Source organism: Gemmatimonadaceae bacterium, assembly GCA_020852815.1.
In the GTDB taxonomy this organism is placed as follows: domain Bacteria; phylum Gemmatimonadota; class Gemmatimonadetes; order Gemmatimonadales; family Gemmatimonadaceae; genus SCN-70-22.
Genome location: JADZAN010000009.1, coordinates 1 through 22,702, shown reverse-complemented (window position 1 = coordinate 22,702; position 22,702 = coordinate 1). Strand labels below are relative to the sequence as shown.

Sequence of the window (22,702 nt, the reverse complement as noted above, 5' to 3'; positions counted from 1 at the left end):
CTACCCGGCCGCGAGTCGCTGGCGAACCCACCGCGCGGCGCGCGTGCGCCGCGTGTCCCAGACATCATCCCGATACTCCGCGATGTGCGACGACGCGTGGTCCAGTACGCGTGCCACGTCGTCGGTGGAGAACTGGTGGAACGGCATGAACGGAAACGGATGCTCGCGCACGCGATCGCGAAACGTCGCGATTGCGGGAAACTCGGCGCTCAGTCGCGGTGCGAGGCGGAGTGCGGAGCGCATCAGGTCGCGCTTGGGCGCCGACTCGCCAAAGGCATACGCCAGGTAGCGCGACTCCACGAGGTTCCAGAAAGCCTGCGTGTCCTCGCGCTCGTCGACGGCGTCGTACTCCAGTGCCGTGCACAGCAGTCCCCACATCACGTGATCCTCGCGCCCGCGCATGTTGCGCGTGGGCGACTCCGGGGCCTTTTCCCAGTGGCGCAGGTAGGCGCCGTTCATCGCATAGCCGGTGGGAAAGCCGCTCCGCCACATGCGCAGGTTGAATTCGGTCCACTCTCCCCAGAACTCGCGCCGCGGGTTGAAGCCGCCGATGTCGAGGAAGAGGCGGCGGTAGCCCGCGACGAGCATCCCTTGCACCGGCATGAAGCGGAAACCGTGCAGGTCGATGCGTGGCGTGGCGCGCCGCGGCTTGAAGCGGCGGTCCGTATCCTCCACCAGCGATTGCACGCCAACGATCCCCACCGGGAGACGGCGCAACTGCTCCTCCAGCACGCCCAGCAAGTCGCCGTGTATCGTGAGGTCGTCGTCGATGAAGGCCAGGAGCGGCGTCTTGCAGTGGTTGAGCTGCTGGATGCGTCCGCTCCCGATGGATGGGCGTTGCGTGTTGAAGTGCACGTTGACGTCCAACCCGCGCCGCACCTTGCGCAGGCGTCGCACCACGTCGTGCGGCCGCTCGCGCGTGTCCCAGTTGTAGACGACATCGATCACCGTCCCGCGCGGAAGGCCAGCCTCACCTAACGATGCAAGCAATCGCGTGAGGTACGCCTCGCGGCTGGGGATGGTGAGTATGCTGAGCGTCCAGCGTGGGGGCGTCCGGACGAGTGGGAGCATCAGGCCTCCTGCAGGGCGGTCAATCGGTGCAGCACGTCGCGCCAGCCGGCCACGCCGGCGGTGAGAACGCGCTCGGAACTCGGGAGGTCGCGCAGCGCGGCGTGCCAGCTGCCGTCGTCGCGCCGCATGGTGAATCGGCGTTCAGCCGCCAGCAGCAGCGACACATCGTTCTCGGCGTCTCCCACGGCAGCCACTCCTGCGTAACGTACGCCCAGGCGGTCCAGTTGGGTCCGCACCACGCGCGCTCCATCTCCCTTCTCCACGCCACCGGTTACGGCGAGCCACGAACCGCCCGACGACACCACGAACCCTTCGCCACGCAGCCGCACGGCCAGGGCATCGAGCGAATCCCACGACGCGCCGGCAACGGGGCGCATGAGGATGGAGCGCCGCCGCCCGAGCGTGGCTTCCACGTCGCGCTGGTCCACGTAGCGAACGCCGAGCGTCTCGGCGGCCTGCTGCACGGCGCTTCGCACGAGATCGGCGGCAACGCCGAGCGCGATGACGCACCACGCCCGATCGTCGATGACCTCGCGCGGTCCAACGCCCTGCAATCGATCATCCCACGGGAATGCCACCACGGCACCGTTCTCCGCCACCACGGGCCCCGTGATCCCGAGGTCGCGCTGGTTGCGCGAGAGTTCGAGCACCGTGCGGCTCGATGCCAGCACGACGAGGATGCGGTTGGCGAAGTCCTCGAGCGCGCGGTAGGACACCGCGTAGCACCCCCGTCCATCGAGAAGCGTCCCATCGACATCGGAAAAGAGGAGGATGGGGGCCATCACGCACCATACCCGCGCAACGGTTCCAGGTTGCCCGGTGCGTGGGCCGTCGGGTGCATGCCGGCCTCGTGCTTCGCGCGCGCGGCGTGGCAGATGTCGCGAAACCACTCGCCGGAGCGCTTGAGCGTGCGGCGCTGCGTCGCGAAATCCACATGCACGAGGCCAAAACGCGGGCGATAGCCGGAGGCCCACTCGAAGTTGTCGTACAGGCTCCACGCGTGATAGCTGCGCACGTCGGCGCCGTGGGCAATGGCGTCGGCCACGGCGTGCACGTGCTGCTGGTGATAGTGCACGCGCCCCTCGTCGTGCACGATGCCGTCGCTGGCGGGCTGCTCGTCAAAGGCGCACCCGCTCTCGCAGACCTCCAGCGGAATGGGGCCGTAGGTATTCGTCACGTTCACGAGCACGTCGTGCAAGGCGCGCGGCCAGATCTCCCACCCCATGGCGGTACGACGCCCCTCGCTGTGCCCAAAGGCACTCTCGATGCGAATGACGCGTGTTGCTGGCGCGGAGAAGTCGGCATGTGCCCCCGTGGTGCGCTCGTCAGAAAGGACATCGAACAGGAAGTACGGCAGGTCGGGGCGATTGTCGCCGCCACTACTGACCACCAGCCGGTAGTAGGTGTTGACCCCAACGAAGTCCAGCGGGACGCGCATGCGCGACTCGTCGTCGGGCTGCATGTCCAGCGCCGCGCGCGGGATGCTGTCGAGGAACGGCTGCGGATAGCGCCCCGTCATCAACGGCCCCAGGAACAGGTGATTGAAGACGGCCTCGGCGTATCGCGTCGCCTCGCGATCGTTAGGCGAGTCGGTCGCCGCCTCGCACGGCGCAAAGGCAAAGACCGAGCCCACACGCAGGTCGCGCCGCTCGCCCTTCACGGCGCGAAAGCCGTCGGCGTGCGCCATGGTGATCACGTGCACCGCGCGCAGGAAGTCGCGCAGGCTCTGCCGCCCGGGGGCATAGCGCCCCAGCAGGTAGCCGCGCGAGGCGAAGATGAAGGGTTCGTTGAAGAGCGACCAGTCGCGTACGCGATCACCCAGCGCGCGGGTGACCAGGGCGGCGTAGTCGCAGAAGCGATCGGCGGTGGCGCGCGAGGCCCAGCCGCCAGCGTCCTCGAGCGCCTGCGGCAGGTCCCAGTGATAGAGGGTGGGAAAGGGGCGGATGTTGCGCGCCAGCAGCCCGTCCACGAGGCGATCGTAGAAGTCGAGCCCGGCACGGTTCACTGCACCGCGCCCGCTGGGCTGGATGCGCGGCCAGGCAATGGAGAAGCGGTAGCTCCCCACGCCGAGCCGTTGCAGCAGCTCGAGATCCTCGTCGAGGCGGTGGTAGTGATCGCAGGCCACGCTCGCCGTCTCGCCGCGCTCGATGGCGCCCGGGCGCTCGGCAAACGTGTCCCAGATCGATCGCCCCCGTCCGCCGGCCTCGAGCGCCCCTTCGATCTGGTAGGCCGAGGTCGCCACCCCCCACAGGAAGCCTCGGGGAAAGCGGTCGGCCGTCGCGTCCACGTCGATGCGCATCACCTCCTCAACTTATGCCACGGGCCGCCAGCGCGTAACCCCTTGCATATCCAACAGATCGTCGTCCTACGAGGCGGACTCCGCGTGCCCGCCGGGCACAAAGGCGGGGTGCGGCGGCGCGGTGGGAATCGTGGGCGACTCGAACTCCGGGGGCGGGGCGTGCAACATGAACCCGGGGATCATCGTGTTGATGATGGTGAAGACCACCAGCGCACCGTACAGCGCGTTCGACAGCGCAAAGCGCTCGCGCAGGATGCTGCCGATCACCAGGGTAAAGACGAGCGTCGGGACCAGCGCCAACCCCACGCGCGCCCCGCGGCCCCACTCGTCGCCGAGCGAGAGGCGGCGATGCAGCGACACCACGCCCACCTTGAGCGGGACGAGCATGAGCGTGAAGGCAATCCCCAGCCCAATGGCCTGCCAGGTGAACGAATCGCGTTGCAACGATGCGCCAGCCTTGAAGAAGTAGAACGGGATGAAGAACGAGGCAAAGAGCTGCACGCCGGCCAGGAGCTTCTCCGAACTGAGTGCCGGGAGCTCCTGGCGCATGCGCACGGCGCTCACCCCCACCACGAATGCGCCCACCAGGTAGTACACGCCAAGCGTGCGCGTGATGAAGGCGCAGACGAGCGCGACCAGGATGAGGAAGGTGAACTCCGTCCCCGGGGCGTATGGGGCAATCACGCGCGCGAAGACGCGGAAGACTCCCGGCAGCACCACGATCATCGCCCCGAGCGCGAGGATCGAGACGCCGAGTCGTTGCACGCTCGACGATTGCACCACGACGAGCAGGACGCCGAGCGCCACGATCTCGGTGGCAATCGCCTTGGACTTGACCCAGAACTGCCCCGAGCGGTCGAGTCCAAAGCTCGGCAGCGAATCGAGGATGAAGCCGGTGGATGGGGTGAGCAGCGCCAGGGCGTACAGCATCGCCGCCCTCGGCTCGAGGTCCAGCGTGGCCGCGCATGCAAAACCGCCGAGGATGAGCAGCACCGCCTGGATCACGACGTGCTGCGCCAGCACCCGGATCTCGCTGCGCAGCTCGTGCACCTCGACTTCGAGCCCCGCAAAGAGGAAGAGCGCCACGATCCCCAGCGTGGAGAACAGCTGCACCGTGGCGTCGTGCTGGAAGAGGCCGAACTGCATCCCGGCCAGTGCGCCCAGCCCCAGCGCGACGATTGCAGCTGGCAATCGATAGCGCTGGAGCACGCGCGGGACGATGAAGAGCCCAATGACCAACAGTCCGTAGACCGCTTCGGGCGAGTCGAGGAACGCCGTCATGGCAGCAGCGGCAAGAGCTGTGAGATTGGTCGCATGACGGAATCTCTGGTATCACGCACACCAATCCGCAACCCTTGCGCTCGCACTCCCGTCCCCCCCCCAGCCTTCGCTGGGGCGAGCTTTCCCCCGTCCCCCGTCCGCCCCTACACCGCGTCCGACAGCGACGTGAAGTTGAAGTCGCGCGCCTTGACCGCCGGCACCACGACCGCCCCTCCCGCCTCGGTCCCCGCCAGCCGCTCGGGGCGCCCCAGTGCTTCCACGTTGTTGAGCATGAAGAGCGGCGAGTCGTTGAAGCGGAAGTTCTTCACCGCCCGCGCAATCTTCCCGTTCTCGATGAGGAAGGTCCCGTCGCGCGTGAGCCCGGTGTAGAGGATGGTGCGCGGGTCCACCTCGCGCAGGTACCAGAGGCGCGTGACCAGGATCCCGCGCGTGGTCGAGGCGATGAGGTCGTCGATGGACGCGTTGGTGCCGCTCATGATGAACGACGTCGGCGCGCCCGTGGGTTGCACCCCCTTCTTCCTTGCCCAGAAGCGCGAGTAGTACAGCGTCTTGAGGACGCCGTCCTTGATGAACTCCTGCCTGCCGAGTGGGAGCCCGTCGCCGTCGTACGGCTGCGCGCGCACCATCGGGTCGAAGGGGTCGGCGTAGATGTTGATGCGCGCGTCGAGGATCTTCTCGCCCAGCTTGGTCCCGCCCCCCTGCTTCACGAAGGGTGAGCGCCCTTCGTCGGTGGAGCGCGCGTCGGCGTAGAAGGCGATGAGCTGGCACAGGTCGCCCACCGCCTGCGGCTCCATGATCACCGTGTAGCGCCCCGGCTCGATGGCGACGGGATTGCGCGAGGCGCGCGCCTTCTCGATGGCGCGCCTGCTCACCCCTTCGTAGTCCACCTGTCGCGCATCGTTATGCTCGGCGCCGGCCCAACCCGATCCTGTCCCGTCCTTGGTGCGCACCGTGAGCGTGTAGTTGCTGCTGGTGGCGCGATGGTAGGCAAAGAGGCCGGCGCTGGTGCCGAAGGCGGAGAAGTAGGCGCGATTCTCCAGGTAGCCGGCGGCGGTGAGGTCGTTGGCCGCGCGGCACGGGGCGAGTGCGGTGAGGGCGATCTTCGCCCGTTCGTCCGCCGACATGCTGGCCACCGAGGGGAAGTAGGCTTCCACCGGCTGGTACTGCTGCGGCGGGAGCTGCGGCATGGATTCGGGGTCGTCAGGCGCAAGGCGGGCCAGCTTCTCGCTCTTCTCCACCGCCGCCTTGAGCGCGTCGTCGGACACCTCGTTGGTGGTGACCACGGCGTGCTTGGCGCCGAAGTAGCTCTGCACCCCCACCTGGAAGTCGCTCACGCTGCCGGCGGTCGACATCTGGTTGTCGGCAAAGCGCACGTTGGTCGTGTTGCCGCCAAAGATCTGCACCTCCACCGCCTCGGCCCGGGAGAACTTCCGGATGCGTTCGATGAGGGCCTGTGCGTCGTCGCGCGACATGAGCGCGTCGTCGCGCGACATGAGCGCGTCGTTGGGGGCCATGGTTCCGTCGCGGTCGAGGAGGCGCGCCGGCGCGGTGACCACTTCGCTGAAGTAGTTGCGTCGCATGTTGTCGTCAGGTAGGGGGTCAGGCCTTGCGACCGGTGTTGATCACGTTGACGTTGCGGAAGCGCGCGGGGACGGAGCCGTGGCTCACGGCGTTCACCTGTCCCGGTTGCCCCTTCCCGTCGAAGAACGATCCCCAGACCTCGTACGACTTCCTGCCGCCGATCATGTCCATCGCGTTCCAGAAGTCCGGCGTGCGGATCTGGTAGGCGACGTCCTTGAGGAGCCCGACGATCTTGCCGCCCTTGATCTCGTAGGCGAGCTGCCCGCCAAACTGCGCGTTGTAGCGCTGCTGGTCGATCGAGAACGACCCGTCGCCCACGATCGCGATCCCCTTGTCGGTGGCGGCGATGAGGTCCTCGAACGATTGCTCCTTCTCTCCCGGGAGCAGGGAGACGTTGGGCATGCGCTGGAACTGCACGCTGCTCCAGTTGTCGGCGTAGGAGCAGCCGTGCGAGCGCGCCTCCCTCCCCTGGGCCTTGTACCACCAATCGAGCCACGCCGCCTGCTCGCGCGTGGTCTGGTAGTCGTTGACCTTCCCGTTCTTGATGATGAGGAACTCGTCAGGTGCAACGCCTTCGTCGTCGTACCCCACGGTGGCGAGGGCGCCGGGGTGCGAGCGATCGCCCTGGATGTTCATGAACTCGGGGCCGTACTTGAACTTGCCCAGCATGTCGTTGGGCGGCGACACGAACGACGTCCCGGCGTAGTTGGCCTCGTAGCCCATGGCGCGATCCAGCTCCGTGGGGTGCGCGATCGACTCGTGGATCGTCAGCCACAAGTGCGACGGGTGCAACACCAGGTCGTAGCGCCCCACCTCCACCGGCTTCGCCTTGAGCTTCTGGCTCGCCTCCTCCCCCCATTTGCTCCCGTTCTGCACCAGGTTCTGCTGCAGCACCCATTCCCAGCCACGCCCCACCGGGGGCATGGTGTTGCCGCGGTTCTGGAAGTCGCTGAAGTCCGGGCTCACGGCGGTGAACTGCTGCTGGATCGCGCTCTGCACGATGGTTTGCGCGATCACCGAGCCGTCGGTGTTGGCGTAGTTGCGTTCCTGCTTGCGGAAGAAGAAGGCGCTGAAGACGTACTTCACGTTAGGCGCCTTCATCCCGGCGGCGTTGGCCTTGATGAGGAGGTCGGCCTTCTCCTCCACGGGAATCGTCCAGGGATCGATCTCGTAGGCGTTCTTCCAGCTCGCGTTGGGGACCGTCGGCGCGGGGGCCAGCGTGATCATCCGGTCGCGCGCCACGCGGTTGGCCTTGGCGATGGCCACCGCTTCCTTCGCCGCCGCTGCGACCCCCGCCTTGGTGAGGTCGCGCGAGGCGGCAAAGCCCCACGTGCCGTCCACCAGCGCGCGCACCCCGATCCCGATCGAATCGGTGTCGACGACGTTGATGATCTGCTGCTCGCGTGTCACCACGAAGTTCTGCAGGTAACGCCCGATGCGAGCGTCGGCGTAGCCAGCGCCGGCGAGCTTGGCGGCGTTGAGCGCCTCCATGAGAAGTTCCTTCACCACCGCGTCCATCTCCGGCGCCGTGGCCACGTGGCGCACGCGCGGAATGGCGGCGTCGGCGCTCCGCAGCGCCCCCGACAGGGCGAGCGCGCCGGCTGCGACGCCGCCGGTCTTCAGGAAGTCACGTCGTGAGGTCATGAGCGAGAAATCGGGTATCGAGTCGGACGTTCAGTGCCATCAACCTACGGCGTCACACTGTCGGAAGTGCCAGTATCCGGGGACAAGGCGTGCCCCGCGGGGGACCAACGCCCAAGCAATGAGAACGTGCCCGGTGGCCCGTCCCGTTTCGCCCTCAACCTCGATAGCTTTCCCGGCTCCCTTCGCGCCTCCTCGTGCCGATCCCCAGAAAAGTCGCCGTCACCTTCTCCCCGCCGCTGCGCGCCAAGGGCGACGCCCTCGTGCGCGGCAACAAGGTCCGGATCGACCACGTCGATGCGGCGCTGGTGCGCGCCACGGTCCCCGGCGTCGAGCCGTTGCACCTGTCGATTCGCGCCATCCCCGGCGACCGGCTCGAGCTGCATTGCAGCTGCTCGTACGCGGAGGAGTACGGCAACTGCGAGCACATGTGGGCGGCGCTCGTCACCTGCGACCGCGCCGGCCAGCTCCCGCATACCCCCGATGAGTCGTATCACGCCGCGGCACGCGCCGCGCGCGAAGCGGAGGAACGCGAGCTCGAACGTCGCCGCGAGGCCGAACGCCAGGCCGCGCGCGAGGCAGAGGAGGCGCGCCAGCGCGACCTCGCCGCGCGACAGCAGGAAACGGAGCACGCGGCCGTTCGCACGCCACGCCCGGCCGATCCGCGTCCGTGGGTGCAACAGTTGCGCGCCCTGGCCCCGCTCATGGCGCCGGCCGCCGATGCGCAACGGCGCGAGAGCGGCGCCTTCCCCGAGGGGAAGCGCATTGCCTACATCGTCGACATCCCCCTCACCTTCGAGCGGCAGGAAGGGCTCCTCGTCGAGCTGGCGATGCAGTCGCTGCAGAAGAACGGCGAGTGGGGAGCGCCGCGCCAGTTCCGCCTCACGCGCGCCCAATGGCTCTCGGCGCCCGAGCTGGTCGACCGCGAGGTCGCGCAGCTCCTGCTGGGGGCGCAGCCCGAGTTCGGCCACTACGCCCCCGGCAGCAGCACGCGACGATTCATCCTGGCCGCCGCCGCGTTCGAGACGACGCTCCGGCGCATGTGCGACTCGGGGCGCGCTTTCGTGCGCTCCACGCCCAGGGCCGAGGAACTCGAAGTGCTGGGTTGGGACGACGGCGACCCGTGGGAGTTGCGACTGGCGGTGGTCCCGGTCGAGCGCCAGCCGGGCGAGCGCGGCCAACGGGGCAAGTCAGGCGAGTCAGGCGAGCCCAATGCGTTAGGCGACGGCAGCGACGAGCACGTGAACGGCGGCTGGACGCGCGGCTACCGCCTCGAGGGGCATCTGGCCCGCGGCGAGGAGGTCATGCGCCTCGGCGAGCCGATCCTCTTCATGCGCGAGTCGCTCCTCATTGCGCGCGGAAAGGCGGCGCGCTGGATCGATCACGGCGCCTTTGACCTGGTCCCCGCGCTGCGCAGCGAGACGCGCGTCGAAGTGGCCGCGCGCGAGGCGGAGGAGCTGGTGGCCGAGCTGCACGCGCTCCCGCACCTGCCGCCGCTGGAACTCCCCACCGAGTTGCAGCTGTCGACGCACGAAGGGGCGCCGCTGCCGCGCCTGGCGTTGCGCCCCGTGCCGCGCACCCCGTGGAGCCCCGCCAAGTTCGAGGGGCAGCTCTCCTTCGACTACGATGGCGACGTGGTGGCCGAAGACGCCGCCTCCGCCGCGCTCTTCCAGGGCGACGAACGCCGCATCGTCAGGCGCAACCGCGGCGCCGAGGAAACGCTGGCCCGCCGCCTGGAGCAGGCCGGCTTCCGCTGGGAGTACGACTACGCCCAGGCGCGCTACGTGCGCCGCCTCAACGAGTCGCGCGGCGAGGACGTCGCCTTCGAACTCTCGCTCGAAGGGTGGTTGGTCGAGTTCGACGGGCGGCTGTTGCGCCCGGCGGGCGACCTCTCGGTCTCCGTCACCTCGGGGATCGACTGGTTCGACCTCGGCGCCTCGCTCGACTTTGGCGGCGGCGTGAGCGCCACGCTCCCCGAGCTGCTCGCCGCGCTGCGCCGCGGCGACCGCACGGTGAAGCTGAGCGACGACTCGCTCGGCATGCTCGACGGTGAGTGGCTGGAGCGGTCGGGCTTCCTTGCGGCTGCCGGGACGATGGTCGGCGGCAACCTGCGCTTCTCGGCCAGGCAGCTCGGCGTCCTCGACGTCCTGTTGAGCGCCCTGCCACCGGCCGATACCGACGCTGCCTTCGAGCACGCGCGCCAGCAGCTCATGCGCTTCGAGGGGGTGCACCCCGCCGAGGCGCCGCCGGGCTTCGTGGGGACGCTGCGCCCGTACCAGAAGGATGGGTTGGGGTGGCTCTACTTCCTGCGCGACTTCGGCTTTGGCGGCTGCCTGGCCGACGACATGGGGCTGGGGAAGACGGTGCAGGTGCTGGCGCTGCTCGACAAACGACGCGAAGAGAAGTCGGGGCCGTCGCTGGTGGTGGTGCCGCGCTCGCTCGTCTTCAACTGGGAGCAGGAGGCGGCGCGCTTTACTCCCAGGTTGCGCCTCCTGGTGCATGGGGGGCCCGATCGCAAGCGTTCCGCCGTGCACCTGGCGGACTATGACGTCGTCATTACCACGTACGGGACGCTGCGCCGCGACGTGGCGATGCTGCGCGAGATCGAGTTCGACTACGCCATCCTCGACGAGGCGCAGGCCATCAAGAACGCCGGGACCGAGGGGGCCAAGGCGGCGCGCCTCATCCGTGCGCGACACCGGCTGGCGATGACCGGTACCCCGATCGAGAACCGCCTGGCCGAGCTGTGGTCGCTGCTGGAGTTCCTCAACCCCGGCATGCTGGGAAAGGCGTCGGTCTTCGGGTCGCTCGTCAGGCGGCTCGACTCCCCGGGCAACGCCGAGGAGCGGGAAGAGGCGCGCACGCTCCTGGCGCGCGCGGTGCGTCCGTACATCCTGCGCCGCACCAAGGCGCAGGTGGCCCCCGAACTTCCAGAGCGCCTGGAGCAGACGCTCGTCGTCGATCTCTCGCCCAAGGAGCGCGCGTTGTACAACGAGTTGCGCGACCACTACCGCAACTCGCTGTTGGGGCGTATCGAACAGCAGGGGCTGGGGCGCAGCAAGATGCACGTGCTGGAGGCGCTGCTGCGCCTGCGCCAGGCGGCGTGCCATCCCGGCCTCGTCGATCCGGCGCGCCGCGCCGACTCCAGCAGCAAGATCGACATGCTCCTCACGCGCGTGACCGAGGCGACGGCCGAGGATCACAAGGTCCTCGTCTTCTCGCAGTTCACGTCGCTGCTCTCCATCGTGCGGTCGCAGATGGACCTGCAAGGGGTGCGCTATGCGTACCTCGATGGCGAGACAAAGGACCGGCAGCATGCGGTCGCCGAGTTCCAGGAGGATCCCGACTGCAAGGTCTTCCTGGTGTCGCTCAAGGCCGGCGGTGTGGGGCTCAACCTCACCGCGGCCGAGTACGTGTATCTCCTCGACCCGTGGTGGAACCCGGCGGTGGAGGCGCAGGCGATCGACCGTGCGCACCGCATCGGGCAGACGCGCCGCGTCTTTGCGCAGCGCCTCATTGCGCGCGACACGGTGGAGGAGAAGGTGCTGGCGCTGCAGGAGACCAAGCGCGACCTGGCGGAGGCGATCATCCGGGCCGACAACTCGGTGGTGGCGAGTCTGGGGCGGGAGGAGCTGGAGTTGTTGTTGAGCTGAGGCGAGGGGAGGGCGGTAATGCCAGTTGCTCAGAAGAACACCACGCGACCCTCCTCATGCGCTTGGAGGAGGGCGTCGGGGATGTCGGGGCCGTTGGCGACGAACTGCATCTACGCACGCTCGGCGAAGAGGCGTTCGAGGGTGGCGGGGAGGAGGGCGGCGTTGGCTTGGCGGATCGTCGCGAGGTTGGCCTTGGCCTCTGTCTGCCGGCGCACGATCTGGACAATCCGCAACTGATCCTCCAGCTCTGGGAGCGGTAGTTCGATCTGAAGGAACTGCTCGGGCCGTGTTCGCTCTCGACGCGCGCCGACGCCACGGGTGGCATCCTGCAGGAGACTCCAGAACCACTCCGTTCGAACGAGTTCACCTAGGTACTCGTCGTTCGCGAGTTCGGGGATGCATCGGAACGTCCGGTATTCTGGAGAAACGAACCATCCATCGAGTTCAGCCGGGCAGCGTGCGATGGCCCCTTCCCAACCCTTCACTTGGCTGAGTACAAGCGCCCCAGTAAAGAGCCGGTTGAATGTCCTATAGGACGTTTCACCGCCGCGAATCGCTGCCTTGGGAAAAAGTCCTCCGCCAAAGCCACGCACCCCTACTTGAGGGTAGCTGTCGAAGGGGGTGACGGGCTGGCTCAGTTCTGAAAGTTCAAGGACATCTCCCAGTCGAGCCATTCGGCCTCGGGAGAGTCTGTGGTGAAGGGAAAGAAGGACTGCCGAGGAGATGCGCTCCACCGCCGCCAGATGCTCCTCCACCTCCCGCGTCTTCGCGGCCAGTGCGTCGAGGCGGGCGACGTGCGCCTGTTGCTCGGCGAGAGGAGGAAGTGGGATGACTATTTCGAGGAATTGCGCCGGCTTGATTCTGTTCTTCCCGCTTGTACCTCGAGCCATCTGATCACACGCGAGCCAGAAGCCGCGCCACTTTGTCACAGCCCTCATCCACCGTGGATCAAGACGGGTGAGGTCCAATGCAAATGTCGGAAACTCTGTGCTTACGAATGTTCTCGCGTGCTTCTCCTCGGCTACCGCAACTGCTCCGCTGCGTGCCCAAATCTTGTTCACCACCAGATCATTGGGCTCGATGCGATTAAAGCTCGGATACTTGGTGGCACCGCCATCTATTTCCTCGCGCTCGTACGCACCTAGGCCCCAGAGACGTACCCCGAGCTGACGGTAGGCTTGTCCAGGCATCGGGGTCGTGAGACGTTGCGCGATGGTGGACAGGTCGCGGAGTGGCACTTTCGGCCATGCCCTCATCGTTCAGCCCCCGCTCCCACGAGCCTCACCCGTCGCCCCTCCAACTCCCGCCGCGTCCTCTCAATCTCCTCCACCAGCAGCTCCTCCCCCGGCAACACCACCCGGTACTCCGCCGCCAGCACCTTGTTAGGCAACCCTTCCAGCGCGTAGTGCGCCTCCGCCGCCCCCTTCTCCGCGCAGAGGATCAACCCCACCGGCGGGTTCTCCCCGGGCTTCACCCAGTGTTCGCGCGCGTAGTTCAGGTACATGTGCATCTGCCCCGCGTCGGCATGACTGAACCTCCCCACCTTGAGGTCGATCACCAGCAGGCACTTGAGCCGCCGGTGGAAGAAGATCAGGTCGACGCGAAACCAGCGGTCGTCGAGCCGCAGGCGTCGCTGCCGGCCGACGAAGGCGAAGTCGTCGCCGAGCTCGAGGAGGAAGTCGGCCAGATGCTGGATGAGCGCGTCTTCCAGCTCGCTCTCCGAGTACTCATCCCGGAGCCCGAGGAACTCCAGGACGAACGGATCGCGGACGGCCTCCTCGGGGGTGAGCGCATCGCCGGCGTCGGCGAGCGCACCCGTGGCCAGCATCGCCGCCTTGTTGCGTGACCGCGCGGTGCGCTCGTAGAACTGGCTTTCGATCTGCCGAGCGAGCTGCCGCACCGACCATCCGCTGCGCAGTGCTTCGGTCTCGTAGAAGGCGCGGGCCTGTGGATTCCTCACCGACAAGAGGCGCACGTATGCCGACCAGGGGAGCAGGAATGCCCCGGCGAGCACAGAGAGATCGGGCAATTCGCCAGACACTGTCTGGAGAATCGTCCCGCCTCGAGATTCTCCAGACGGTGTCTGGAGAATTGGCGACGTCCCCAGTTTCGCAGACACCGTCTGCGAAATGCGGTCGATGGACCAGGCCAGATGGAAGGCGCGCATCTGCCACAGGTTCTGCGGGCTGAATCCCGATCCGAAGCGCGCCCGCAGATCCCCCGACAACTGCTCGACCAGCGCCTCACCATAGCTGGCCCGCTTACGCCCCCCCTGCTCGAACTCGACGATGCGCCGGCCGATCTCCCAATACGTCGCCGTCATCACCGCATTGACGCTGCGCGCCGCAGCATGGCGCGCCCGTTCCAGCAGAGCGACGATGTCGGCGCGAACGTCGTCGTAGCCGACCATCGATGTGGTGCGCGCGGCACTCGTCGTGCGCTTGATCGTTGCCACCTTTCGAGCGGGCCGCCCCTTCGTCGCCGCGCGCTTCTTCCTCATCACGCAGGCATCCCCGTCACCAACGCCTCGATCTCGCCCAGCAACCGCATCACCTCGCCCTCATGACTGCGCATGGAGGCAATGAGCTCCTTCGGGTCGGCGTGTTCCAACCCCGCCTTCGCGTTGGGATTCTTGAGATCCAGGTTGTAGCCGCGCGCCGCGACCTCGGCGGCGCTCACCTTCCAGGCCTGCGCCCCCTCCTGCCGGTTATGCCACCACGCAAGCGCCGGCGCAAACTCCTCGAACTGCAGCGGCGCGGTCTTGCTGTACCTCTTGCGCCCCTCGGGGAGCGGGAGTTCATAGTACCAGATGGTGTCGGTCGGACCGCCGCGTTCAAAGAAGAGCGGATTGGCCGGGATGTCGGTGTACGGAGCGAACACCCCCTGCGGCAGCCGCACGATGGTGTGCAGCCGGAACTCCCTGAGCAGCTCTTCCTTGATCACGGCACACACGCCATCGCCGAACAGCGTACCGTTAGGCACGACGACGGCCGCGCGCCCTCCGCGCTCGGCGCTCTTGCCGCCAAGCACTGGAGCGCCCGCGACGCGCAGCTTGCGCATGATGTACTGCAGGAAGAGGAGCGCCGTCTCCGACGTCTGCATGTTAGGCGGGAAGTTCGCCTTGATCCCCGCCTCTTCTTCACCGCCGAACGGCGGATTAGTGAGGATCACGTCGACTCGCTCGCCGTGACCGATCTCGTTGATGCGCCGGTCCAGCGTATTGCCGTAGGCGATCTGGGGCGCCTCCAGCCCGTGCAGCAGGAGGTTCATCTGCGCCAGCATGTACGGTAGCGGCTTGGCCTCCTGTCCGAACAGCGTCTGCCGTTGCAACTGGCGACGCTGCTCCGGCGTGGCGACCTGCGGCGCGAGATGATCGTACGACTCCACCAGGAATCCGCCGGTCCCGCACGCCGGGTCGAGGACGGTCTCGCCGAGACGCGGATCGGAGACGCGCACCATGAAGCGCACCACGGGACGCGGCGTGTAGAACTCCCCCGAGTCGCCCGCTGCATCGCGCATTTCGCGCAGCATCGACTCGTACAGGTGGGAAAGCGTGTGGATCTCGTCGCTGGACGAGAAGTGGATGCCGTTGATCTTGTTGAGGATGTCGCGCAGGAGGTAGCCGCTCACCATGCGGTTCTGCACCCCCTTGAAGACGTTGGCGATGACCTCGCGCTGGCTCCCCTTCTCCCCCACGCCGCCGAGCGAACGCAGGTAGGCGAACAACCCCTTGCCACTCGTGCCATCGGGGCGCACTGCCGTGTCCTGACCAATGAAGGACAGCAGCTCGTCGCCGGTGATACCGTCCTCGCGCGCCGCCCAGTCGCGCCAGCGATACGGCGACTCGATGATGGGGTGATAGCGCCGCCCATCGAGCTCGGCTTCCTGCTCGTGCACGCGCTCGAGGTCATCGAGGAACTTGAGGAACATGACCCACGTGAGCAGGGGGAGGCGATCCACATCGCCGTTGAGCCCCTTGTCCTTGCGCAGGATCTTGCGGGCGGTCCCGATGAGCGCTGAGAGATTCTCGCGCGTCGTCAGCGGTGCCTTGGGCGCACGCGGGGCGCGCGACGCGGTGTTGCCCTTCTTGCCGGCAGCCTTCGCCATGTCGTCCGATGAGCGTTACTGGTAGAGTGCGTGCTGCAGCTGCAACACCGCCGACTTCATCTCATGCACGCCGCCGAAGTGGCGCGTGGCGATCTCGGATGGTGTGCCGTAGCGGTCGAACGGGCGCACCTTCATGAGGTCGGAGAGCGCCGCGAACTGGAAGATGCCATGGTCTACGTAGCGGTCGAGCAGGAGCCCAAGGATCTCCCGGGCGGTCGCCCCGTACTGCGCAAAGGGATCGGGTGACAGGCGTTGCGCCTGCTCGGCGCGCTGGCGTCGCGTGAGGAGTGGGGCATTCCACGCCAGGTGGCAGAGCAGGTCAAACGGGTCGGCGTCCGGCTGCTCGCTGGCAGACGCGAGCTCCTCGAAGCTGATGCCGCGCTCCGACAGTTCGCGGAGCACCTCGCTTCGTGTGTCGGCGCTGGCCCACGCCGAGCGCAGTGCGTCACGCGTGGGGTACAGGGTGCGCACGGCGCGGCCGGCATAGTCGGTGTACTTGACCACCTGCAGCTTCGTGCCGTCGCCATCGAGGTCGTACACCAAGTGGCCGATGATCTCGACCTCTCCACCGTCGACGTAGTACTTGCGAGGTTCACCGGATGCCTCGCCAAGGAGCGTTCCGCGCCCGTCCGCGCCGTCCGGCGCATCAACAACGTACTCGCCCTCCGGTCCGGACACGTGCGCGAGCTCGTCCACCGTCGTCTCGACCACGTCACCCGACTCGTCGATCATCACCGTCTCGAGTCGGGCCGGATCGCCGTCGAAGTCCCGGTCCGCGAAGTGGCGCGTCGCCGTCCCCGTGAAGTCGATGATGTTGAAGTACTCCTTGCCGTAATCGACCTTGAGCCGCGTTCCGCGCCCGATGATCTGCTTGAACTCGGCGCGCGAGCCGACCACGCGTGCCAGCACCACGTTCTTCACCATCTCGGCGTCGACACCGGTCGTGAGTAGCTGCGACGTGGTGAGGATGACCGGCGTGGGTTTGTCCACGTCCTGAAAATGCGCGAGGTGCGTCAGCCCGTCGGGCCCTTCGTCGGCCGTGACGCGACAGACATAGTCCGGATACCGCGCGACGAGATCGCTATTGAGGTTCACGAGCTCCTGTCGCATCTCGGCGGCGTGCTCCTGGTCGACGCAGAAGACGATCGTCTTGGCGAATCGATCGGTCCCCTTGAGAAAGTGCGTCAGATGCTGCGCCATGGCGCCGGTCCGGGCGCGGAGCGCAACGACACGCTCGAAGTCTTTCGTCTGGTACTCTTCGTCGGGGATAGGGCGCCCGAAGCGATCCACCTCCTCCCTGCTGGGGCGCCACCCTGCCGCGTCGACGGTGGTGATCACACGATGCACGCGATACGGCGCCAGGAAGCCGTCGTCGATGCCCTGCTTCAGGCTGTAGGAATAGACCGGATCGCCGAAGTACTCGTAGCTATCGCGCGATTCCTCACGCAACGGTGTTGCGGTCATCCCGAACTGCACCGCCGGGTGGAAGTAGTCGAGCACCGCGCGCCACGCGCTCTCGTCGCGGCTCGAGCCACGGTGACATTCGTCGATGATGATGAGATCGAAGAAGTCGGGGCGATACGAACGGAAGACGTCGTCGGTGGCGGTCGTCAGCGCCTGGTAGATGCCGAAGTACATGTCGCGCCCCTGGCTCGCGTCGGCGCTTGAGATCTTGTGCCGGGCGTCGCCGAAGGGGGCGAACATCCGGGCCATCGGGTCATCGACGAGAATGTTGCGGTCCGCGAGGAAGAGAATCTTCGGTCGTCGATACTCGCCGGTCCGGTTCCATCGACTGTTCCAGAGCTTCCAGCAGAGCTGAAACGCGACGTCGGTTTTTCCCGTCCCCGTCGCCAAGGTGGCCAGGATGCGAGTCCTTCCCCCGAGGACCGCCTCTATGACCCGATCGATTGCGATCTGCTGGTAGTATCGAGGGACCTTGCCGGACACGAGGTTGAACGGCTCGATCAGGTGAGCGGTGGCGTCGCTCGAGAGGTGACTCGCTGCGATTCGCCGCGCGAACAGCTCATCGGGGGTGGCATATCGATCGACCTCGCGCTCTGTACCGGCGGCGAGGTCGATCTCGATGATGCGATGCCCGTTGGTCGCATAGGCGAACGTCAATCCGAGGAGATCGGCGTAAACCCTCGCTTGCTGAACGCCGTTCTCTGCGGGGAGGCCCGCCTCCTTGGCCTCGACCACCGCCAAGGGGAAGTCGCGGCGATAGAACAGGAGATAGTCGGCGCGCCTCTGCGGGCCGCGGCGCACCTTGCCGCCAAGCACCATGATGCGCCCGTTGGTGAAGCTCCGCTGTTCGCCGATGTGGTGCGGCGGATCTCCCCAGCCGGCCTGAATCAGGCGCGGGGTCACGTACTCTCGGCACGTGTCCGCCTCGGTGATTACCCCAGGTCGCATCGCCTACCCGTCATCCTCGTCCCATTTGGTCGCTGCTGGCGCACGTCGTCGGTACGACGAACAACCTCGAGCGTTGGTCAGGTCTTCGGGACGGAAGATGGCGATGCGCACGTCTGAGCCGCCAGCGCGCTATCGGGTCGCGGCGCTGGCGTCTCGTCCGTCCCGCCCCCAAACTCAGGGGCCCAGCGACCGCTGGTCCGACCTACGGGAGACTCCATGAGCGCCGTCCCTGACACGCCGGCCACCGCCACCGCCATCACCCTCCTCGTCAACGGCGTCACGCGCACGTTCGACGGCGACCCCAGCATGCCGCTCCTCTGGTTCCTGCGCGACGAGTTGCAGCTGACCGGCACAAAATACGGGTGCGGGATCGCCCAATGCGGCGCCTGCACGGTGCACGTGGACGGCACGCCGGCGCGCGCCTGCACGCGGCGCATGCAGACGTTGCAGGGCGCCAGCGTGGTCACCATCGAGGGGTTGCACGTGACGGGATCGCACCCGGTGCAGGTGGCGTGGCGCGAGCTCGACGTGCCGCAATGCGGCTTTTGCCAGAGCGGGCAGATCATGCAGGCGGTGCACCTGCTCCGGAACACGCCGCGCCCCACCGACGCCGACATCGATGCGGCGATGAACGGGCACATCTGCCGGTGCGGGACCTATCCGCGCATCCGCTCGGCGATCAAGGCAGCGGCGGAGAAGCGGTCATGAGCGCGCGCCGTTCCCTGCCGTGGGTGTCGTTCGCGGCGAGCGATGCCAAGGCAACCGTCCCGCGTGATGCGGCCAGCGATGAAGCGTGCGATGGCCCCATCGACACCGGGCGCCGCGACCTGGTCAAGCTGCTCGGCGCCGGCGGGCTGCTCTTCGTGACCGGCCCGTTCGGCATTCGCCGGTTGGAGGCGGCAGAGCGTCTGGTATCGGGCGCAGCGGCCGCCGAGCCGTGGGAGGCGCACGCCTACATCACCCTGGGCGAGGACGGGATCGTCACGCTCGTGTGCCATCGCTCGGAGATGGGGCAGGGGATCCGCACCACGATGCCGATGATCCTGGCCGACGAGATGGAGGCCGACTGGACAAACTGCCGAGTGGTGCAAGCGGTGGGTGATGAGCCCAGGTACGGGAGCCAGAACACCGATGGCTCGACGTCCATCCGCGACTTCCTGTCGAAGTACCGCGAGGCCGGGTCCACCGTGCGCGCCCTGCTGGAGGACGCGGCGGCGAAGGAGTGGGGGGTGAGCGCGAGCGAGGTGAAGGCAAAGAACGGCGAGGTGGTGCACCTGGCGAGTGGGCGCAGCAAGTCGTTTGGGGCACTGGTGGCGACGGCGCGCGCGCTCCCGATGCCGGCCAGGGAGCGCGTGCGCATCAAGACCAAGGCGGAGCGGCGCTGGGAGGGGAAGGGGATCACCTCCATCGACCTCAAGCCGATGACGACCGGGACGGCGATGTATGCCGCCGATGTCGTCCTCCCCGGGATGAAGGTCGCGGCCATCGCGCGCCCGGCGGTGTGGGGCGGGAAGGTCGTGAGCGTCGACGACAGCGCGGCGCTCAAGGTGCCGGGGGTGGAGAAGGTCATCCGCCTCCCCGACGGGCCGATGCCGGGGGCGTTTCTCCCGTTAGGCGGCGTGGCCGTGGTGGCGACGAACACCTGGGCCGCCATCAAGGGGCGCGACGCGCTCGTGGTCACGTGGGACGATGGCCCCAACAAGGGCTACGACTCGGTGTCGTACAAGGCGGCGCTGCTGGAATCGGTGCGCACGCCGGGGAGGGCCGGGCGCACCAATGGCGATGCCGCGGCCGCGCTCGCATCCGCCAGCCGCAAGGTGAGCGCCGAGTACTATGTGCCGCACCTCTCGCACGCGCAGATGGAGCCGGTGGCGGCCATTGCCCGGGTGGACGGCGGGAAGGTGGATGCGTGGGGGTGCACGCAGTCGCCCATGGACACGCGCAAGACGCTGGCCGAGTTCCTCAAGGTCGACGTGGCCAACGTGACCGTGCATGTGACGCTGCTGGGCGGCGGCTTCGGGCGGAAGTCCAAGCCGGACTACGTGTGCGAGGCCGCGTGGCTGGCGCGCGAGGTCGGCGCACCGGTGCGCGTGCAGTGGACGCGCGAGGATGACCTGCGCCATTCGTACTACCACAGCGTGGCGGCGCATCGCCTCGAGGCGGCGCTCGACGCGTCAGGGAAGGTCACGGCGTGGCTGCATCGCTCGGCGTACCCCGCCATCAGCGCCACGTTTGCGCCTAACGTGCCGGGCCCCGAACCCGACGAGCTGACCAACGGGGCGAGCGACATCCCGTTCGACATCCCCAACATCAGCGTCGAGGCGTGTCCCGCCGTGGCCATGGCGCGCATCGGCTGGTTTCGCAGCGTCAACGCCATCCACCACGGGTTCGCCATCGGATCGTTTGTCGACGAGCTGGCGCGTGCCGCGCGGCAGGACACGGGCGACTTCCTGTTGCAGCTGATGGGGAGCGACCGGCAGGTCGACCTCTCCAAGGCGGGGCTCGTGGCGCCGGCCAGCAACTACGGGGCTACGTGGGGCGACCATCCCCTCGACACGGCACGGGCCAAGCGTGTCGTGCAGATCGTGATGGACAAGAGTGGGTGGAAGGGGGCGAAGCTCCCACGCGGGAGGGGGCGAGGAATCGCCATCCATCGCTCGTTCCTGTCGTACGTGGCGATGGTCGTCGAGGTCGAGGTGCTCCCCGATGGGACGGTGCTCGTTCCCAGGGCGACCGTGGCCGTCGATGCCGGCTTCGTGGCCAACCCGGACCGGGCGCGGGCGCAGATGGAGGGGGCGCTCATCATGGCGATGAGCAACACGCTGTACAGCGAGGTCTCGTTCGCGCAGGGGAAGGTGGTGCAGTCCAACTTCCGCGACTATCAGGTCACGCGCATGCGCGCGGCGCCGCGTGTGGTGGACGTGACCATCGTGGAGAGCGAGGGGTTGCCCGGCGGCATTGGTGAGCCGGGGGTGCCGCCGGCGGGTGGGGCGATTGCCAATGCCATCTTCGCCGCGACCGGGGTGCGCGTGCGCGACCTGCCGGTGGCGAAGCAGCTGGCGGGGTGGCCGTCGCGTGCGGCCACCGAGGAGGAGTGATGCCGGTCGTTTTCGAACCCATTGGCGTTGTCCGCTCGCCCTACGCGACCATGGAGGCGGTCCCGAAGGGGCTTGGCGCGAAGCATGTGACCGAGGGTGAACTCGTGCTCCGCGCCGAGCTGGAGGAGGGGCTGACCGACATCGAGGGGTTCTCGCACCTGTATGTCATCTGGGTCTTCGACCGTATCGGAGACTATGCGCTGATGACGCGGGCGCGGGCGGATGGGAAGCCGCACGGTGTCTTCGCCACGCGCATGCCGGCGCGCCCCAATCCCATCGGGCTGACCGTCGTCGAGCTGCTGGGGCGCGAGGGGGCGACGCTCAAGGTGCGCGGCATCGACATGCTCGACGGGTCGCCGATCCTCGACATCAAGCCGTATCAGTCGAGCATTCCTATCGAGCAGGTGCGGCGGGGGTGGTTGGCGGATGCGGAGCGGATGGGGACTTCTGCCGGTTTTTCGCGCGCCGTAGATTCGACGAATGGGGATACCACGCCGTGAGATGACCATGCGAGTCGTCTCGATTCACAGTCGCGAGGCGAGCGACGCGATCGTTGGAGGTACCGCGGCTGATCGCCTCGCACTCGTGGAGACGCTGAGTGCGATGCAGTGGCGGCTCTCTGGGCGTCCGTTGCCCATCTACACGCGCGCGACGATGCCGGGGGCGCTCGTTCCGCTGCGCTCGACGCGAGTCGGCGAGTAGCGCGGTGTGATCGACGACTTTCGCGACTTCCTCGAGGAGTTGGTTCGGGCAGAAGCCCGGTTTCTCGTCGTTGGCGCACACGCGCTCTCTGTGCACGGGGTGCCGCGAGGAACGGTGGACCTGGATGTGTGGATCGAGGCGTCGGCGGCGAACGCGGCGCGCGTCTGGGGCGCGCTGCGGGCGTTTGGGGCGCGCTGCGGGCGTTTGGGCCGCCGCTGGACTCATTGCAGATTCGCGAGGCTGATTTCTCACGCCCGGACATGGTTGCCCAACTCGGGCTGCCGCCCTTTCGGATCGACGTCCGGACCGGCATCAGCGGCGTCACCTTCGAGGAAGCGTGGGAGGGACGGGTCGAGAGTGATTTCTCCGGTGTGACGGTGCCCGTCATCGGTCGCGCTGCCTTCGTCCGCAACAAGCGCGCGACCGGCCGGCTCAAGGATCTTGCCGACTTGGAGTCTCTCGGGGAGGACTGATCGGGGTCAGAGTCACCGAACCAAATTCTCGGTGACTCTGACCCCGATTTGCGGGTCTGACTTGTGACCCCGAATTGCGCCCCGATCTGTATTGGAGGACCGCGAGGCGCCGAACGGAAGTCATTGGTCTCTTTGCACTTCGGGGACGAGGCGCCTAGAGGAGGGCGAGCTTCCCGGCACGTCGGACCAGTCATGTAAGCGAAACAGTGTTTCGCTATGCGGGTCCCGACTCCGGAGCTAAGGACCGCGGGTCCAACTTGGGGTCAGAGTCACCGAACCAAATTCTCGGTGACTCTGATATGAAGCGACCTGTCAAGTGGCGACGTGGTCCGGGGGGTGGGAGTGGGGCGTACACGGGCGAGGGGCGGGGCGAGTGGACGGCGG

At 67.4% G+C, this 22,702-nt stretch carries 16 protein-coding genes; 6 read left to right on the top strand and 10 right to left on the bottom strand.

Features of this window, described 5'->3' with window-relative positions; all coding sequences use genetic code 11:
- The 6 genes from IT359_04295 to IT359_04270 all read right to left on the bottom strand — a co-directional run bounded on the left by IT359_04295 (nt 1) and on the right by IT359_04270 (nt 7,876).
- Nucleotides 1-1,071 carry a glycosyltransferase gene (locus IT359_04295; protein MCC6928196.1) on the bottom strand — a complete coding sequence of 357 codons (1,071 nt, stop codon included), beginning with the start codon at nt 1,069-1,071 and terminating at the stop codon, nt 1-3.
- Entirely contained in the window at nt 1,071-1,853 is a 783-nt protein-coding gene (locus IT359_04290; GenBank protein ID MCC6928195.1) for an HAD hydrolase family protein, read from the bottom strand. Before IT359_04290 ends, IT359_04295 begins: the two co-directional genes overlap by 1 nt.
- A complete protein-coding gene (locus IT359_04285; GenBank protein MCC6928194.1) occupies nt 1,853-3,370 on the bottom strand; it encodes a family 1 glycosylhydrolase in 1,518 nt (505 codons plus the stop codon). Before IT359_04285 ends, IT359_04290 begins: the two co-directional genes overlap by 1 nt.
- Nucleotides 3,371-3,436: 66 nt before the next feature.
- On the bottom strand, nt 3,437-4,651 hold the full coding sequence (locus tag IT359_04280) for a cation:proton antiporter (GenBank protein ID MCC6928193.1): 1,215 nt from the start codon (nt 4,649-4,651) through the stop codon (nt 3,437-3,439).
- A gap of 143 nt (nt 4,652-4,794) precedes the next feature.
- Nucleotides 4,795-6,165, bottom strand: coding sequence for a TldD/PmbA family protein (locus IT359_04275; protein MCC6928192.1), 1,371 nt, complete (start codon nt 6,163-6,165; stop codon nt 4,795-4,797).
- 85 nt (nt 6,166-6,250) lie between these two features.
- Nucleotides 6,251-7,876 carry a TldD/PmbA family protein gene (locus IT359_04270; protein MCC6928191.1) on the bottom strand — a complete coding sequence of 542 codons (1,626 nt, stop codon included), beginning with the start codon at nt 7,874-7,876 and terminating at the stop codon, nt 6,251-6,253.
- A 194-nt stretch (nt 7,877-8,070) separates the two neighbouring features.
- Between IT359_04270 and IT359_04265 the strand changes: the two genes are divergently transcribed.
- Nucleotides 8,071-11,526, top strand: coding sequence for a hypothetical protein (locus IT359_04265; protein MCC6928190.1), 3,456 nt, complete (start codon nt 8,071-8,073; stop codon nt 11,524-11,526).
- 110 nt (nt 11,527-11,636) lie between these two features.
- Here IT359_04265 and IT359_04260 read toward each other — a convergent pair whose 3' ends face one another.
- The 4 genes from IT359_04260 to IT359_04245 all read right to left on the bottom strand — a co-directional run bounded on the left by IT359_04260 (nt 11,637) and on the right by IT359_04245 (nt 18,000).
- On the bottom strand, nt 11,637-12,716 hold the full coding sequence (locus tag IT359_04260) for a restriction endonuclease subunit S (protein MCC6928189.1): 1,080 nt from the start codon (nt 12,714-12,716) through the stop codon (nt 11,637-11,639).
- A gap of 62 nt (nt 12,717-12,778) precedes the next feature.
- Nucleotides 12,779-14,026, bottom strand: a complete 1,248-nt coding sequence (locus IT359_04255) for a DUF1016 family protein (protein MCC6928188.1) — start codon at nt 14,024-14,026, stop codon at nt 12,779-12,781.
- Nucleotides 14,026-15,633 (bottom strand): SAM-dependent DNA methyltransferase, encoded by a 1,608-nt coding sequence (locus IT359_04250; GenBank protein MCC6928187.1) that lies wholly within the window; start codon nt 15,631-15,633, stop codon nt 14,026-14,028. The genes IT359_04255 and IT359_04250 overlap by 1 nt, the downstream gene beginning before the upstream one ends.
- Nucleotides 15,634-15,648: 15 nt before the next feature.
- The gene (locus IT359_04245; protein MCC6928186.1) at nt 15,649-18,000 is read right to left on the bottom strand and encodes a DEAD/DEAH box helicase family protein; all 2,352 of its coding nucleotides are present in this window, start codon (nt 17,998-18,000) and stop codon (nt 15,649-15,651) included.
- Nucleotides 18,001-18,261: 261 nt separating this feature from the next.
- On the opposite strand from IT359_04245, the gene IT359_04240 reads away from it, so the two are divergent.
- From IT359_04240 to IT359_04220, 5 genes are all read left to right on the top strand, one after another.
- On the top strand, nt 18,262-18,753 hold the full coding sequence (locus IT359_04240; GenBank protein MCC6928185.1) for a (2Fe-2S)-binding protein: 492 nt from the start codon (nt 18,262-18,264) through the stop codon (nt 18,751-18,753).
- Nucleotides 18,750-21,143 carry a xanthine dehydrogenase family protein molybdopterin-binding subunit gene (locus tag IT359_04235; protein MCC6928184.1) on the top strand — a complete coding sequence of 798 codons (2,394 nt, stop codon included), beginning with the start codon at nt 18,750-18,752 and terminating at the stop codon, nt 21,141-21,143. The genes IT359_04240 and IT359_04235 overlap by 4 nt, the downstream gene beginning before the upstream one ends.
- Nucleotides 21,143-21,643 carry a tRNA (N6-threonylcarbamoyladenosine(37)-N6)-methyltransferase TrmO gene (gene tsaA, locus IT359_04230; GenBank protein MCC6928183.1) on the top strand — a complete coding sequence of 167 codons (501 nt, stop codon included), beginning with the start codon at nt 21,143-21,145 and terminating at the stop codon, nt 21,641-21,643. The genes IT359_04235 and tsaA overlap by 1 nt, the downstream gene beginning before the upstream one ends.
- A 7-nt stretch (nt 21,644-21,650) precedes the next feature.
- The gene (locus tag IT359_04225; GenBank protein ID MCC6928182.1) at nt 21,651-21,845 is read left to right on the top strand and encodes a hypothetical protein; all 195 of its coding nucleotides are present in this window, start codon (nt 21,651-21,653) and stop codon (nt 21,843-21,845) included.
- A 128-nt stretch (nt 21,846-21,973) separates the two neighbouring features.
- Nucleotides 21,974-22,318, top strand: coding sequence for a hypothetical protein (locus IT359_04220; protein ID MCC6928181.1), 345 nt, complete (start codon nt 21,974-21,976; stop codon nt 22,316-22,318).
- The last annotated feature ends 384 nt before the right edge of the window (nt 22,319-22,702 follow it).

Coding starts and splice junctions, on each gene's coding strand:
- IT359_04295 (MCC6928196.1), bottom strand. CDS start 1,071: ATGCTCCCACTCGTCCGGACGCCCCCACGCTGGACGCTCAGCATACTC.
- IT359_04290 (MCC6928195.1), bottom strand. CDS start 1,853: ATGGCCCCCATCCTCCTCTTTTCCGATGTCGATGGGACGCTTCTCGAT.
- IT359_04285 (MCC6928194.1), bottom strand. CDS start 3,370: ATGCGCATCGACGTGGACGCGACGGCCGACCGCTTTCCCCGAGGCTTC.
- IT359_04280 (MCC6928193.1), bottom strand. CDS start 4,651: ATGACGGCGTTCCTCGACTCGCCCGAAGCGGTCTACGGACTGTTGGTC.
- IT359_04275 (MCC6928192.1), bottom strand. CDS start 6,165: ATGGCCCCCAACGACGCGCTCATGTCGCGCGACGACGCGCTCATGTCG.
- IT359_04270 (MCC6928191.1), bottom strand. CDS start 7,876: ATGACCTCACGACGTGACTTCCTGAAGACCGGCGGCGTCGCAGCCGGC.
- IT359_04260 (MCC6928189.1), bottom strand. CDS start 12,716: ATGCCTGGACAAGCCTACCGTCAGCTCGGGGTACGTCTCTGGGGCCTA.
- IT359_04255 (MCC6928188.1), bottom strand. CDS start 14,026: ATGAGGAAGAAGCGCGCGGCGACGAAGGGGCGGCCCGCTCGAAAGGTG.
- IT359_04250 (MCC6928187.1), bottom strand. CDS start 15,633: ATGGCGAAGGCTGCCGGCAAGAAGGGCAACACCGCGTCGCGCGCCCCG.
- IT359_04240 (MCC6928185.1), top strand. CDS start 18,262: ATGAGCGCCGTCCCTGACACGCCGGCCACCGCCACCGCCATCACCCTC.
- IT359_04235 (MCC6928184.1), top strand. CDS start 18,750: ATGAGCGCGCGCCGTTCCCTGCCGTGGGTGTCGTTCGCGGCGAGCGAT.
- tsaA (MCC6928183.1), top strand. CDS start 21,143: ATGCCGGTCGTTTTCGAACCCATTGGCGTTGTCCGCTCGCCCTACGCG.
- IT359_04225 (MCC6928182.1), top strand. CDS start 21,651: ATGCGAGTCGTCTCGATTCACAGTCGCGAGGCGAGCGACGCGATCGTT.